General features: G+C 64.2%; 11 protein-coding genes. 3 read left to right on the top strand and 8 right to left on the bottom strand.

The genetic code is table 11. The annotated features are described in order from the left end of the window. Position 1: 1 nt before the first annotated feature. Together argA and argE are read right to left on the bottom strand one after the other, a co-directional pair. Positions 2-1,300 (bottom strand): amino-acid N-acetyltransferase, encoded by a 1,299-nt coding sequence (argA, locus tag ACIQUF_RS17540; RefSeq protein ID WP_403133658.1) that lies wholly within the window; start codon positions 1,298-1,300, stop codon positions 2-4. A gap of 125 nt (positions 1,301-1,425) precedes the next feature. Beyond that, on the bottom strand, positions 1,426-2,568 hold the full coding sequence (argE, locus tag ACIQUF_RS17535; protein WP_403133655.1) for an acetylornithine deacetylase: 1,143 nt from the start codon (positions 2,566-2,568) through the stop codon (positions 1,426-1,428). Between the two features lie 115 nt (positions 2,569-2,683). On the opposite strand from argE, the gene ACIQUF_RS17530 reads away from it, so the two are divergent. Continuing rightward, complete coding sequence (locus ACIQUF_RS17530; RefSeq protein ID WP_403133653.1) at positions 2,684-4,060, top strand: inorganic triphosphatase; 1,377 nt, start codon at positions 2,684-2,686, stop codon at positions 4,058-4,060. A 39-nt stretch (positions 4,061-4,099) separates the two neighbouring features. Here the strand turns inward: ACIQUF_RS17530 and ACIQUF_RS17525 are convergent, their stop codons facing one another. Next, positions 4,100-4,570, bottom strand: coding sequence for an Lrp/AsnC family transcriptional regulator (locus tag ACIQUF_RS17525; protein ID WP_403134440.1), 471 nt, complete (start codon positions 4,568-4,570; stop codon positions 4,100-4,102). Positions 4,571-4,809: 239 nt separating this feature from the next. Between ACIQUF_RS17525 and ACIQUF_RS17520 the strand changes: the two genes are divergently transcribed. Both ACIQUF_RS17520 and ACIQUF_RS17515 read left to right on the top strand, forming a co-directional pair. Beyond that, positions 4,810-6,495, top strand: a complete 1,686-nt coding sequence (locus tag ACIQUF_RS17520) for a GspE/PulE family protein (protein ID WP_403133651.1) — start codon at positions 4,810-4,812, stop codon at positions 6,493-6,495. Between the two features lie 89 nt (positions 6,496-6,584). Beyond that, positions 6,585-6,899 carry a DUF2388 domain-containing protein gene (locus ACIQUF_RS17515; protein ID WP_403133648.1) on the top strand — a complete coding sequence of 105 codons (315 nt, stop codon included), beginning with the start codon at positions 6,585-6,587 and terminating at the stop codon, positions 6,897-6,899. 82 nt (positions 6,900-6,981) lie between these two features. Here ACIQUF_RS17515 and gcvP read toward each other — a convergent pair whose 3' ends face one another. From gcvP to ACIQUF_RS17490, 5 genes are all read right to left on the bottom strand, one after another. After that, positions 6,982-9,855, bottom strand: coding sequence for an aminomethyl-transferring glycine dehydrogenase (gene gcvP / locus ACIQUF_RS17510; protein ID WP_403133645.1), 2,874 nt, complete (start codon positions 9,853-9,855; stop codon positions 6,982-6,984). A 177-nt stretch (positions 9,856-10,032) separates the two neighbouring features. Beyond that, positions 10,033-10,416, bottom strand: a complete 384-nt coding sequence (gene gcvH / locus ACIQUF_RS17505; RefSeq protein WP_403133642.1) for a glycine cleavage system protein GcvH — start codon at positions 10,414-10,416, stop codon at positions 10,033-10,035. 47 nt (positions 10,417-10,463) lie between these two features. Further along, positions 10,464-11,546 (bottom strand): glycine cleavage system aminomethyltransferase GcvT, encoded by a 1,083-nt coding sequence (gene gcvT, locus ACIQUF_RS17500; protein ID WP_403133640.1) that lies wholly within the window; start codon positions 11,544-11,546, stop codon positions 10,464-10,466. A gap of 123 nt (positions 11,547-11,669) precedes the next feature. Next, positions 11,670-13,292, bottom strand: coding sequence for an ABC transporter permease (locus tag ACIQUF_RS17495; RefSeq protein ID WP_403133638.1), 1,623 nt, complete (start codon positions 13,290-13,292; stop codon positions 11,670-11,672). A gap of 84 nt (positions 13,293-13,376) precedes the next feature. Beyond that, positions 13,377-14,378 (bottom strand): extracellular solute-binding protein, encoded by a 1,002-nt coding sequence (locus tag ACIQUF_RS17490; RefSeq protein WP_403133635.1) that lies wholly within the window; start codon positions 14,376-14,378, stop codon positions 13,377-13,379. Positions 14,379-14,427: the final 49 nt, after the last annotated feature.

Raw genomic sequence — 14,427 nt, 5'->3', positions numbered from 1 at the left:
GCTACAGCGACTTCTCGAAAATCTTCGAATTACGCTGGTAGTTGTACAGTGAAGCCCGCGCCGCCGGCAGCCGTTCCACGCCACTGGGCGCAAAGCCACGCTCACGGAACCAGTGCGCAGTCCGCGTGGTAAGCACGAACAGTGTATTCAATCCCAACGCCCGCGCCCGGCTCTCGATCCGCTCCAGCAGCTCGTCGCCACGCCCACCATGGCGATATTCCGGGTTAACCGCCAGGCACGCCAGCTCACCGGCCTGCGAATCGGCAATCGGGTACAGCGCCGCACAGGCGATGATCATGCCTTCCCGCTCGACCACGCTGAACTGCTCGATTTCCCGCTCCAGCACCTCACGCGAGCGCCGCACCAGGATGCCCTGCTCTTCCAGCGGGCTGATCAGCTCCAGCAATCCGCCGACATCCTCGATGGTCGCCTCACGCACCACCTCGAACTGCTCCTGCGACACCAGCGTGCCGCCACCACCTCGGGTGAACAGCTCGGTCAGCAGTGCGCCATCTTCGGCATAACTGACGATATGGCTACGTGCCACACCGCCTTTGCAGGCCTCGGCGGCGGCATCCAGCAGCTCGCCCTGGTAATCCGTGCCCAATCGCGCCAGGTGCGGCGCGATGTGCTGCGGACGCAGTTCACGCACCAGCTTGCCTTGCTCGTCCAGCAAGCCGGGCTCGGCGCCGAACAGCAGCAACTTGTCGGCGCCCAGCTCGATGGCGGCACGGGTGGCCACGTCTTCACAGGCCAAGTTGAAAATCTCGCCAGTCGGCGAATAGCCCAGCGGCGACAGCAGCACGATGGAACGCTCGTCGAGCAAGCGGCTGATGCCCTTGCGGTCGATGCGCCGTACTTCGCCGGTGTGGTGATAGTCCACCCCTTCGAGCACGCCGATTGGCCGTGCGGTCACCAGGTTGCCGCAGGCCACGCGCAGGCGTGAGCCCTGCATCGGCGAGGCGGCGATGTCCATCGACAAGCGCGCCTCGATGGCCAGGCGCAGAGCACCTACGGCATCGATCACGCAGTCCAGTGTCGCCGCATCGGTGATACGCAGGCCGCGGTGGTAGTGCGGGGTCAGGCCCCGGGCGGCCAGGCGGCTCTCGATTTGTGGGCGCGAACCATGCACCAGCACCAGGCGCACGCCGAGGCTGTGCAGCAGCACCAGGTCGTGGACGATATTGCCGAAATTCGGGTGTTCCACCCCATCGCCGGGGAGCATGACCACGAAGGTGCAGTCGCGATGGGCATTGATGTACGGGGAGGCATGACGCAGCCAGTTGACGTAATCGGGCATGACAGGGCCTGTGGATAAAGTGGACGGAGAACGTTGGATCACACGGCGTTCAGGATCATCGTCGGAACAGGCTTGCGGTCACGCGCGGTCTCCTCTAGGCAAGAACGAATCAGCAGGGTGGACGTTTAATCGAGGCAATAGTGCCGGATCAGGTCACGCAATAGACGCACGGTAGGCTCGATTCGTGACATTTCAAGGTATTCGCCGGGCTGGTGGGCGCAGGCGATGTCGCCAGGGCCGAGGACGATGGTCTGGCAACCCAGCTGCTGAAGATAAGGCGCTTCAGTGCCGAACGCCACCGCTTCGGCGCGATGGCCGGTCAGGCGTTCGGCCACTTGCACCAGCTCGGCATCGGCAGCCTGCTCGAACGGCGGCACCTCGGGGAACAGTGGTGCGTAGTCGATGCGCACCTCGTGGCGCTCGGCCACTGGCTGCAGTTTTTCACGGATGGCCGCACGCAATTGTTCGACATCCATGCCCGGCAGCGGACGCAGGTCGAATTCCAGGGCGCACTGGCCGCAGATACGGTTGGGGTTGTCGCCGCCGTGGATGCAGCCGAAGTTCATGGTGGGAGTGGGCACTGTGAATTGCGGGTTGCGGTAGGTGTCCTGCCACTGCCGACGCAGGCCCATCAACTCGCCCATCACCGCGTGCATGGCTTCCATCGCGCTGCGCCCAAGGTTGGGGTCGGAGGAATGGCCGCTGCGGCCCAGGATGTCGATGCGGTCCATGAGGATGCCCTTGTGCATGCGGATCGGCCGCAGGCCCGTCGGCTCGCCGATGACCGCCGCACGGCCCAGCGGTTGGCCGGCCTCGGCCAGGGCGCGGGCACCGGACATCGAGCTTTCTTCGTCACAAGTGGCGAGGATCAACAATGGCTGCTTGAAATCATGCTCCAGCAGCGGAATCACCGCTTCGATGACCAGGGCGAAAAAGCCTTTCATGTCACAGCTGCCCAGCCCCACCCAGCGGCCGTCGACTTCGGTCAGCTTCAGCGGGTCGCTGGCCCATAACTGCTCGTCGTACGGCACCGTGTCGCTATGGCCGGCCAGCACCAGGCCGCCTGGGCCGCTGCCACGGCTGGCCAGCAGGTTGAACTTGCCGGGGGTGACTTGCTGGATGTCGCAGCTGAAGCCCAGGTCGCCCAACCAGCCGGCCAGCAGGTCGATGACCTGGCGGTTGGACTGGTCCAGCGCGGGTTGGGTACAACTGACCGAGGGCGCGGCGATCAAAGCGGCAAACTGGTCTTTCAGCGTTGGCAACGGCATGCGCGTACTCCTCGAAAGCGTTGCCCATCATAGGGCTATCCGCCGTAAGGAATAAACCGTTGCCAGCCCAGTCCTGTAGACTGCACGGCAATCACGCCTTCCCTTCGAGCCTGCGATGCACAAAGAAACCGAACTCAAGCTCCGCGCCAGCCGCGACACCCTGGCCGCACTGCGCGAGCACCCTCTGCTGAAAAAGCGCAACAAGTCCGGCTGGCAGACCCGCGAACTGCTCAACCAGTACTTCGACACCCCGGAGCGCGAGCTTTCCGCCGCCCGCGTGGCCCTGCGCCTGCGCCGCGACGGTGAGGTGATCATCCAGACCTTGAAGTGCCGCGGCCAGAGCGTGGCGGGGCTGTCCGAGCGCAACGAGTACGAGTGGAACCTGGAAAAGGCCAAGCTCGACCTGAAGAAGCTCGATGCCACGTGCTGGCCCGAGCAACTGGCCGAGCTGGACAAGAAAACCATCAAGCCCCTGTTCACCACCGACTTCACCCGCGAATTCGCCGAAATCGCCTGGGGCCGGGGCAAGAGCAAGGTGGTGATCGAGGCCGCCCTGGACCAGGGCTTCGTGATCGCCGGCAAACGCAAGGAAGAGATCTGCGAACTGGAGCTGGAACTGCGCGAGGGCGACCCCGAAGCCCTGCTGGAGCTGGCCGCCGAGCTGGCTGCCAGCCTGCCGCTGATGCCGTGCGACATCAGCAAGGCCGAGCGCGGCTACCGCCTGCTGGAGCCGGACAGCTACGAACTGGGCCTGCCCAGCACCGAGCTGGACGCGGAAATGGCCGTGGACGATGCCTTCACCGCGCTCGCCTGGCAGTTGCTCGGCAGCAGCCAGCGCCTGGCCGAGCAGTATCGCCACAATGGCCACTGGCGCCTGCTGCAGGACTGGGTGCAGTGCCTGGCCGAACTACGTGCACTGGTCGCAAGCCTGGGTCAGGCCGCGCCACGTGCCACCACCCGCGAGCTGCGCGCCAGCCTCGACGCCCTGCTGGAAGACTGGCGCCCGCTGGTGCAGGCCGGCAATGACGACGAAGACATCCGCCGCGCCGCGCCTGAGCAGTTCCTCGAAGAGCTGGAAGACGTGCGCTGGGGCCAGTTCTCCCTGGAAACCTCGCGCTGGTTGCTGGCCCGTGCCTGGACCGCAGAGCGCAAGGGCCGTGGCGAGCGCCAGGGCAAGGCGCAGTTGGCCAGCTGGCTGGCACACCTGCTGGGTGAAGAAGGCCGCGCGCTGAAGCTCGGGCTGTATACCCAGCGCCCGGAAGACCTGGCTGAGCAGCTGCCGCGCATCGAACAACTGCTGGCCTGGCTGCACCATGCGCGCCAGGTGCTGGAAGCGCCGCAGATGGACCGCTTGTATGGCGACCTGAAGAAGCTGCATGAACTGGCGGAGCTGCCGTTGGGTGAAGAGCCTGGCGAGTTGCTCGAAGCGCGTATCGAGCAGGCTCGGGCGGTTGATCAGAGCCGTGGTTGGAAGCATCTGCTCAAGGCTTGAGACTGAACCGAGCACTTCGCGGGCTTGCCCGCGAAGTGCTCACCGTGTCAGTGGCAGGCTGGTAGTGGACTTGATCTCGGACAACGCCACGATCGAATTGACCTCCTGAATCCCCGGCACGTTCGACAGCTTTTCGAAGAAGAACCGCTCATAGGCTTCGATGTCCTGGGTGACGATACGCAACAGAAAGTCCACCGCCCCCATCAGCACATAGCACTCCAGCACTTCCGGAAAACCGCGGATCGCCTCGGTGAACTCGGTGAAGTTGGAACGGCCATGGGCGTTTAGCTTCACCTCCGCGAAAATCTGCGTATTCAGGCCGACCTTCTTGCGGTCGAGCAAAGTCACCTGCCCACGGATAATCCCCTCATCCTTCAACCGCTGTATGCGGCGCCAGCAGGGCGATTGCGACAGGCCCACGCGTTCCGCGATCTGCGCACTGGACAGTGACGCATCCTCTTGCAGCAGCTCCAAAATGCGTCTGTCATAAGCATCCAACTCGCCTTGCATTAATATTTCCTCAAACTTCGACCTTTTGAATTGATTCATCTGCAAAATCTGCAAACCGATCAAATCATAGCGAAAAAACTTTCACCGACGTGATCGATATTGGCTGGCTGAGCTGGCATCGGGCCGATGCTGAATGCGCAAAGGCATCTCGGCAAGATCCCGAAACCCTTTACCAGCGCTCGATCCAGCAAGCCCGGCTAGCCTTTACCAGGAATTCATCACCTGGCACGGATGCCGCCATGCGCAAGCCCGACGATCAATCCCTCGACCTCGAACGCCTGTTGGATGCCCTGCAGGCCGACCAGCACCTGAACCCCAGCGATGCACGGCAGGTGCTCGACCTCGCGGCCACACCACCGGCCCGCCATCCCCTCGAAACCATCGCCGCCCTGAACCTCGAAAATCGCCGGCACCCCGGCCAGCGCTTGAACCTGGACAGCCTTTGCCTGTGGCTGGCGAGCAAGGTCGGCCTGCCTTACCAACGCATCGACCCCATGCAGCTGGACCTGTCCCAGGTCAACGGGCTGATCTCCCCGGCGTTCGCCCAACGCCACGGCATACTCATTCTCGCCAGCGACAGCCACGGCGTTACCGTGGCCAGCGCCCAACCCTACCGGCGCGACTGGCAAGCCGACCTGGCCCGCAGCCTGGGCAAACCGGTCCATCATGTGCTGGCCAGCCCGTTGCAACTGCGCCAGCTCACCCAGTCATTGTTCCGCCTGGCCCACTCGGTGCAGGGGGCACAGCATCAGCAGGCCGCCAGCCTGGGGGAGCTCGAACAGCTGCTGGAAGTGGGAAAACGCCAAGGTGAAGCCAGCGCCGACGATGCGCATATCGTGCACATCGTCGACTGGTTGCTGCAGTACGCCATCGAGCAGCGCGCCAGCGATATCCACCTGGAGCCGCGCCGCGAGCAGGGCCGGCTGCGCTATCGCATCGATGGCCTGTTACACACGGTCTATGCCTTTCCCGCCAGCGTGACCCTGGCCGTCGTCAGCCGCCTGAAGCACCTGGGGCGTATGGATGTGGCGGAGAAGCGCCGCCCTCAGGATGGCCGGGTGAAAAGCGCCCTGTCTGGTGGCCGTGAAGTGGAGCTGCGGCTGTCGACCCTGCCCACCCCGTTCGGCGAAAAACTGGTGCTGCGGCTATTCGATCCGCAGCAGCGGCAGGAGAACTTCGACCACCTGGGCCTTGAGGGCGAGCAGTTGGCGCAGTGGCAGGCACTGTTGCAACGTCGGCAAGGCATCTTGTTGGTGACGGGGCCTACGGGTTCTGGCAAGACCAGCACGCTCTACGCCAGCCTCAAGCTGCTTGCTACGCCGGAGGTCAACCTGTGCACCATCGAAGACCCGATCGAGCGCCTGGAGCCGGCGTTCAACCAACTGCAGGTGCAACCGGCCCTGGACCTGGGCTTTGCCAACGGCGTACGTGCCCTGCTACGCCAGGACCCGGACATCATCATGATCGGTGAGATCCGCGATCGCGAGACCGCTCTGGTGGCCGTGCAGGCCGCTCTTACCGGGCATCTGGTGCTGTCGACCCTGCACACCAACGACAGCTGCAGTGCCATTACCCGTCTGCTGGAGCTGGGGGTGGCCGACTACCTGATCAAGGCCACCTTGGGCGGGGTGATGGCCCAGCGGCTGGTGCGCTTGCTCTGCCGGGAATGCCAGAAGGTTGGGTCATCTGCCAGCGGCCAACCCTGCCTGGCTTGCCGCGGCACCGGTTTTCATGGCCGCACGGGCTTGTTCGAGCTGCTGGTGCCCAGCGAACAGCTGCGGGCGCGGATCGGCGCCGGGGCCGACCTGGCGAGCCTACGGCAACACGCCTTGGACGAAGGTCTGCTGGACCTGCGCCGCTGCGGGGAAGCAAAAGTGGCCCGTGGGCTGACCCTTCCAGAGGAAGTGCTTCGGGTTTGCGCGTGAAGCAAAAACCCTTGTACACAAGGAACTTGCGCCCCCTATGCACAATCAAAGCGGGCATCTTCAACCCTCATCCTTCGAGGTGTTTCATCATGCGTCTCCAAACCGCCATCGCAGCCGCAGCCCTGCTTTCGCTGCCCGTTGGCTCTGCCTTTGCCGACACCTTCTGGCGCAACGTGATTTCTTCCGGTGCGACCACGGCATCGACCTACCTGACCTCCAGGGATCACAAGCTGGTCATCGCGGCGCAGGATGACGCCGGCAGCTTCGTGGCCAGCGAGGGCGCTATTCGTGGGCCATATCTGGAAGCGGCGATGCGTGAGGTACGGGCCGAGAACCCAAGCCTGCAAGCCAGCGATATGGAACTGGCCAATGCCATCCTGGCGAAGAATGCGGTAGCCGAGTAACTGCGTCGTTCTTTTCGCGGCTGAAGCCGCTCCCACAGGTTAGATGAACATCTGTGGGAGCGGCTTTAGCCGCGAAAGAAGCCTAGCGATAGTCCTCCAGCGGCACGCACGCGCAGAACAAGTTTCGATCCCCGTACACATTGTCGACCCGGTTCACCGCTGGCCAGTATTTATGCTGGCGCACGTGAGCGCTGGGGGCGACTGCCTGTTCCAGGCTGTATGGCCGGGTCCACGGCGCCAACACATCGGCCAGGGTATGCGGGGCGTGCTTGAGCGGGTTGTCCTCTGCCGGCCAGTTACCCTCCTGCACCTCGCCGATCTCCGCACGAATCGCCAACATCGCCTCGACGAACCGGTCCAGCTCGGCCTTGGATTCGCTCTCGGTCGGCTCGACCATCAGCGTACCCGGTACCGGGAACGACATGGTCGGGGCGTGAAAGCCATAGTCCATCAGGCGTTTGGCAACATCCTCCTCAGTGATCCCGGTCTGTGCCTTGAGCGGCCGCAGGTCAAGAATGCACTCATGCGCCACCCGCTGGTTGCGACCTCGGTACAGCACCGGGAAGGCGCCGCCGAGTTGGCCGGCCAGGTAGTTGGCCGACAGAATCGCCACTTCACTGGCATCGGCCAGCTGCGGGCCCATCATGGCGATGTACATCCAGCTGATCGGCAGGATGCTCGCACTGCCCCAGGGCGCGGCGCTGACCGCGCTGATGTTCGGGTCCAGGCCTGGCACTGGCACCACCGGGTGGCTGGCAACGAACGGCTTGAGGTGATCGCGTATGCCAATCGGCCCCATGCCCGGGCCGCCACCACCGTGAGGGATGCAGAAGGTCTTGTGCAGGTTCATGTGTGACACATCGGCACCGATGTCCGCCGGCCGTGCCAGCCCCACCTGGGCGTTGAGGTTGGCGCCGTCCATGTACACCTGGCCGCCGTGCTGATGCACGACGTCGCAGATTTCACGGATGCCTTCCTCGTAAACGCCATGGGTCGAGGGGTAAGTGACCATCAGGCAGGACAAGCGCTCGCCAGCGGCAGCGGCCTTGGCCTTGAGGTCATCCAGGTCGACGTTGCCGTCCTCATCACAATCGACGATCACCACCTCCATGCCGGCCATCTGCGCCGAAGCGGGATTGGTGCCGTGGGCCGACGAGGGGATCAGGCACAACGTGCGTTGCGGTTGATGGCGGCTGCGGTGGTAACGAGTGATTGCCATCAGCCCGGCGTACTCACCCTGGGCACCGGAGTTGGGCTGCATGCAGATGGCATCGAAGCCCGTGATGGAACACAACCAGCACTCCAGCTCGTCGATCATCGCTTTGTAGCCGGTGGCCTGGGCGGCAGGCGCGAAGGGGTGGAGATTGGCGAAGGCGGGCCAGGTGATGGGGATCATTTCGCTGGTGGCGTTGAGCTTCATGGTGCAGGAGCCCAGCGGAATCATCGACTGGTTCAGCGCCAGGTCCTTGTTCTCCAGTTGCTTGAGGTAGCGCAGCATCTCGGTTTCGCTGTGATGCAGGTTGAACACCGGGTGGGCCAGGAACGGTGTGCGCCGTACCAGCGCTGCGGGAATACCTTCGGGTAGAGCCTGCTGGTCGAGCTTGGCAATGTCCAGGCCGTGGTCCACGCCAAGAAAGATATCGAACAGGCGCAGCACGGTGTCTTCGTTACAGGTTTCATCCAGGCTCACGCCCAGATGCCCGCGCCCGAGAATGCGCAGGTTGATGCGCGCCGCTTCCGCGCTTTCGATGATGGCCGCCTGGGCACCGCCGACATCCAGCGTGAGGGTGTCGAAAAAATGCTGGTTGCGGCGCTTCATACCCTTGGCTTCGAGGCCGGCAGCCAGCACGAAGGTCAGCCGGTGCACGCGCTGGGCGATGCGCTGCAGGCCTTCAGGGCCGTGGTACACCGCATAGAAGCCGGCGATATTGGCCAGCAGCACCTGGGCCGTGCAGATGTTTGAGTTGGCCTTCTCACGGCGGATATGCTGCTCGCGGGTCTGCAGCGCCATACGCAGCGCCGTGTTGCCACGGGCGTCGCGCGACACACCGATGATGCGCCCCGGCATGGCCCGCTTGTAGTCGTCACGGCAGGCGAAATAGGCCGCATGCGGGCCACCGTAGCCCATGGGTACGCCGAAGCGCTGGGTCGAGCCCAGCACCACATCGGCGCCGAGCTCGCCGGGCGGGGTCAACACCACCAGGCTGAGCAGGTCGGCCGCCACGCAGGCCAGCGCTTGCTGGCTGTGCAGCTGATCGGTCAACGGACGCAGGTCACGCACCTCGCCATGGGTGTCCGGGTATTGCAACAGTGCGCCGAATACCTGGTGCTGGGCGAGGTTATCCACAGTATCGACGATCAGCTCGAAGCCGAAGCCTTCGGCCCGGGTTCTCAGCACCGACAAGGTTTGCGGGTGGCAGTGCTCATCGGCAAAGAACGCATTGCTCTTGTTGCGCGCCACGCGCTTGGCCAGGGCCATCGCTTCGGCAGCGGCAGTGGCTTCATCGAGCAGCGAGGCGTTGGCCAGCGCCAGGCCGGTCAGGTCGATGACCATCTGCTGGAAATTGAGCAGGGCTTCCAGCCGGCCCTGCGCGATTTCTGGCTGGTAGGGGGTGTAGGCGGTGTACCAGCCGGGGTTTTCCAGCACGTTGCGCAAGATGACGGTGGGCGTGACGGTGCCGTGGTAGCCCATGCCGATCAGGCTGGTCCAGACTTGGTTCTGTTCGGCGTAGCCGGCAAGTTTGGCCAGCGCGGCCTGTTCGTCCAGGGCCGGGGGCAAGTCGAGGGCGCGGTTGAAGCGGATGCCTGGGGGGACGGTCTGCTCGATCAGCTCGCTGCGGCTGGCGAGGCCGAGGGCGCTGAGCATGGCCTGCTGCTCTGCGGCATCGGGGCCCAGGTGGCGGCGCAGGAAAGGGTTGAGTTCTTGCAGTTGATGCAGGGATGGCGATTGGGACATGACGACGCTCTCTTCCTGGACCAGGTCTCATGGAGACTTATAAGTCTAGGAAGGATTGCCGATTCTGCGGGGAAAGTTGCTTTGGCAGTGCCGGCCTCATCGCGGCTGAAGCCGCTCCTACAGGTTCAATGAACATCCTGTAGGAGCGGCTTCAGCCGCGAAGCAGACGACGCGGTATCACTCGCCGATAGCAGCTTTGTAACCGTCAGCGTCCAGCAGCTTGTCCAGTTCAGCCTTGTCGCTTGGCTTGAGCTTGAAGATCCACGCGTCGTAAGGTTCTTCGTTGAGCAGTTCCGGGCTGTCGGCCAGCTCTTCGTTGACCGCGATCACTTCACCACCCACCGGGGCATAGATATCCGAAGCGGCCTTCACCGACTCGACCACGCCCGCCGCATCACCCGCAGCGAACACCTTGCCAACTTCAGCCAGCTCTACGAATACCACGTCACCCAGGGCCTGCTGGGCGTGGTCGCTGATGCCCACGGTCACGGTGCCATCGGCTTCCAGGCGGGCCCATTCATGGCTTTCGGCAAAACGCAGATCGGCGGGGATATTGCTCATGTCTTGTATTCCTCGATTGGGTCAGCGGTCGGCCCGCCGTTGATTGTTCAGATCAGAATCTTGCCGTGGCGCACGAAGGTCGGCTTGACCACCCGCACCGGGTACCACTTGCCGCGAATCTCGACCTCGGCGCGGTCGCCGGTGGCCATGGGTACACGCGCCAGGGCAATGGACTTGCTTAGCGTAGGAGAGAAACTACCACTGGTGATCTCCCCTTCGCCAATCCCGGCCACGCGAACTACCTGATGGGCACGCAGAACACCGCGTTCTTCCAGTACCAGGCCGACCAGTTTGTCCTGCACGCCGTGCTCGATTTCCGCCAGCAGGCCGGCGCGGCCGATGAAGTCGCGCTCGGCCGGTTCCCATGCGATGCTCCAACCCAGGTTTGAGGTCAGCGGGGTGTGGTTTTCGTCGATGTCCTGGCCGTAGAGGTTCATGCCAGCTTCCAGGCGCAATGTGTCGCGTGCGCCAAGGCCGCTGGGGGCGATACCGGCGCCGACCAGATCGTTGTAGAACGCCACCGCTTCGCGACCTGGAAGGATGATCTCCAACCCGTCTTCACCGGTGTAGCCCGTGCGGGCAATGAACCAGTCGCCCTCTGCAAGCCCTTCGAATGGGCGCAGCTGGCGGATCAGTGCAGCGCGCGAGGGGCTGAGCAAGGCTGCGACCTTTTCCCGGGCCTGTGGGCCTTGGATGGCAAGAATGGCCAGATCGGGGCGCACCTCGATACCGACCGAGAAGCCAGCGCTCTGGGCTTCCAGCCAAGCCAGCACCCTGGCGCGGGTGGCCGCGTTGGTGACCAGGCGGTAGCCACTCTCGGTGCGGTAGGCGATCAGGTCGTCGATGACTCCACCGTTTTCATTGAGCAGAGGGCTGTACAGCGCCTTGCCGACGCCATCGAGGCGGACGACATCGTTGGCCAGCAGACGCTGAAGCCAGGTACTGGCATCGCTGCCATCGACATCGATCACTGTCATGTGGGAAACATCGAACACCCCACAGTCACTGCGCACCTGATGGTGCTCCTCGACCTGCGAGCCATAGTGCAGGGGCATGTCCCAGCCACCGAAGTCGACCGTCTTGGCACCCAGCGCCAAGTGCAGGTCGTATAAAAGCGTGCGCTGTCCCATGGGTTTCTCCTTCCGGGCGTGGCGAAGCGGCGGCGGTCGTTGACGTGTGGTCGTCAGCTCTTCTTGTAGGACCCGTCGCGCGAATGCCGCGCATTGTAGCCGCAAGGGCGCGGACTGACACCCTCAGTGACTGTGACCGGGGCGTTTGGCGGAACGGCGGATCAGGCCGATGACCGGCAGCAGGCCCACCAGCACCAAGGTCAAGGCAGGCAGCGAGGCACGCGCCCACTCGCCTTCGCTGGTCATCTCGAACACCCGCACCGCAAGGGTGTCCCAGCCGAACGGGCGCATCAGCAAGGTGGCGGGCATTTCCTTGAGCACATCGACGAAGACCAGCAGCGCAGCGCTGAGCGCGCCGGGAACCAACAGCGGTAGATACACCTTGAAAAACAATCTTGCGCCTCCGACGCCCAGGCTGCGCGATGCCTCAGGCAGCGATGGGCGGATGCGCTCCAGGCTGCCTTCCAGCGGCCCGTAAGCCACAGCGATGAAGCGCACCAGGTAGGCCAACAACAACGCCGCGAGGCTGCCCAACAGCAGCGGCTTGCCGGCACCGCCCAGCCACGTGGACAGCGGGATCACCAGCTGATTGTCGAGGTAACTGAAGGCCAGCATGATCGACACCGCCAGCACAGAGCCTGGTAAGGCATAGCCCAGATTGGCCAGGCCGACCCCGGCCCGGATACCACTGGTCGGCGCCTGGCGTCGGGCAAATGCCAGCACCAGCGCCACGCACACCGTGATCAAGGCAGCCATGCCGCCCAGATACAGCGTGTGCAGCACCAAGCCAATGTAGCGTTCGTCCAGGTCATGCCGCCCGCGCTGCCAGAACCAGACCAGCAACTGCAGCAGCGGGATGACGAAGGCGCAGGCGAACACCAACAGGCACCAGCCACTGGCCAGCAACGCCTTGATACCATGCAGGTGGTACAGCGCATGCCCGCGCGGGCGTTCGTTGCCGGTGCGCGTGGCGCCACGGGCACGGCGTTCGCCGTACAGCACCAGCATCACCGCCAGCAGCAGCAGGCTGGCCAGCTGGGCGGCGCTGGAGAGGCTGAAGAAGCCGTACCAGGTCTTGTAGATGGCGGTGGTGAAGGTGTCGAAGTTGAACACCGCCACCGCGCCGAAATCGGCCAAGGTTTCCATCAGCGCCAGCGCGATGCCGGCACCGATGGCCGGGCGCGCCATGGGCAGGGCAACCCGCCAGAAGGCTTGCAGCGGCGACAGACCGAGCACCCGCGCTGCTTCCATCAGGCCCTTGCCCTGGGCCAGGAACGCCGTGCGCGCGAGCAGATAGACGTAGGGGTAGAACACCAGCACCAGGACGATGATCACGCCAGCGGTGGAGCGCACCCGCGGCAGGCGCACGGGCCCGAACACCTCACGCAAGGCACTTTGCACGGGGCCGGCGAAGTCCAGCAGGCCGACGAAGACGAAGGCCAGCACGTAGGCGGGAATGGCGAACGGCAACATCAGCGCCCAGTCCAGCCAGCGCCTGCCGGGGAACTCGCAAAGGCTGGTGAGCCAGGCCAGGCTGACGCCAAGCACGGTGACGCCAACGCCTACCCCCAGCACCAGGGTGAGGGTGTTGCCGAGCAGGCGGCTCATCTGGGTGTCGAGCAGGTGCGACCAGATCTGCAGGTCGATCGACTGCCAGGACAGCAGCAGGACGCTCAGCGGCAGGAGCACCAGGGCGGCGGTCAAGGTGACCGGGAGGTACCAGCGGCGTTGGGGGGTGTGGGGCAAGGCTCAAGTCTCAAGTGCAATGGCGACCGCTGTGGGAGCGGGCTTGCCCCGCGAAGGGGCCCTGACAGGCCCCGGAAGGATAACTCAGTTCCAGCCAGCCCGATCCATCAGGCGAATGGCCTCGGCCTGGCGCTTGCCGGCCACTTCAACCGCAATGCTGTCAGCCTTGAAGCTGCCCCAGGCCGCGACTTCGTCCGAAGGTTTTACCTTCGGGTTGGCCGGGAACTCCTGGTTGATGTCGGCGAACAGCTTCTGCGCCTCCTCGCCGGTCATCCATTCCACCAGCTTCTTGGCGGCCTCCGGATGCGGTGCATGCTTGGTCAGACCGATGCCCGACAGGTTGACGTGCACCCCACGGTCGCCCTGGTTGGGCCAGAAGATCTTCACCGGCAGGTTCGGGTTCTGCTTGTGCAGGCGGCCGTAGTAATAGGTGTTGACCACACCCACGTCACACTGGCCGGCCGCGACGGCCTGGATCACCGCGTTGTCATCGGAGAACACGTCGGTGGACAGGTTGTTCACCCAGCCTTTGACGATCTGCTCGGTCTTCGCTTCGCCGTGGGTCTCGATCAGGGTGGCCGTCAGCGACTGGTTGTAGACCTTCTTCGCCGTGCGCAGGCACAGGCGGCCTTCCCAGTTCTTGTCGGCGAGGGCTTCGTAGGTGCTCAGTTCCGCCGGCTTGACCCGGTCGGTGGAGTAGATGATGGTCCGCGCGCGCAGGCTCAAGCCGGTCCAGTCATGGGACGAAGCGCGGTACTGCGGCGGGATGTTCTGGTCGATGATGTCCGACTTGATCGGCTGCAGGATGCCCATCTGCTCGGCCTGCCAGAGGTTGCCGGCATCGACGGTCAGCAGCAGGTCGGCCACGCCGTTCTCGCCCTCGGCCTTGATGCGCTGCATCAGCGGGGCTTCCTTGTCGGTGATGAACTTGATCTTGACCCCGGTCTTGGCGGTGTAGGCGTCGAACACCGGCTTGATCAGCTCGTCGATGCGCGAGGAGTACACCACCACTTCGTCCGCCGCCTGGGCCGTGCCGCCGAACAGGGTCAGGGCCAGAGCGGCCAGTAGGGGCTTGCGTGGCAACATGGAGAGCACTCCTCGGATCGTATGAGAGGCGTAAATGGTAGTGAATCCC

The sequence above is a fragment of the Pseudomonas sp. NPDC090233 genome (genome assembly GCF_044772285.1).
In the GTDB taxonomy this organism is placed as follows: domain Bacteria; phylum Pseudomonadota; class Gammaproteobacteria; order Pseudomonadales; family Pseudomonadaceae; genus Aquipseudomonas.
This window is presented reverse-complemented; position numbering and strand designations above follow the sequence as displayed.

What these genes read in the sequence shown, in the direction of transcription:
- ACIQUF_RS17490 (WP_403133635.1), bottom strand. Translation starts at nt 14,378, where the DNA reads ATGTTGCCACGCAAGCCCCTACTGGCCGCTCTGGCCCTGACCCTGTTC.
- ACIQUF_RS17520 (WP_403133651.1), top strand. Translation starts at nt 4,810, where the DNA reads ATGCGCAAGCCCGACGATCAATCCCTCGACCTCGAACGCCTGTTGGAT.
- gcvT (WP_403133640.1), bottom strand. Translation starts at nt 11,546, where the DNA reads ATGGGACAGCGCACGCTTTTATACGACCTGCACTTGGCGCTGGGTGCC.
- argE (WP_403133655.1), bottom strand. Translation starts at nt 2,568, where the DNA reads ATGCCGTTGCCAACGCTGAAAGACCAGTTTGCCGCTTTGATCGCCGCG.
- ACIQUF_RS17515 (WP_403133648.1), top strand. Translation starts at nt 6,585, where the DNA reads ATGCGTCTCCAAACCGCCATCGCAGCCGCAGCCCTGCTTTCGCTGCCC.
- ACIQUF_RS17525 (WP_403134440.1), bottom strand. Translation starts at nt 4,570, where the DNA reads ATGCAAGGCGAGTTGGATGCTTATGACAGACGCATTTTGGAGCTGCTG.
- argA (WP_403133658.1), bottom strand. Translation starts at nt 1,300, where the DNA reads ATGCCCGATTACGTCAACTGGCTGCGTCATGCCTCCCCGTACATCAAT.
- ACIQUF_RS17530 (WP_403133653.1), top strand. Translation starts at nt 2,684, where the DNA reads ATGCACAAAGAAACCGAACTCAAGCTCCGCGCCAGCCGCGACACCCTG.
- gcvH (WP_403133642.1), bottom strand. Translation starts at nt 10,416, where the DNA reads ATGAGCAATATCCCCGCCGATCTGCGTTTTGCCGAAAGCCATGAATGG.
- gcvP (WP_403133645.1), bottom strand. Translation starts at nt 9,855, where the DNA reads ATGTCCCAATCGCCATCCCTGCATCAACTGCAAGAACTCAACCCTTTC.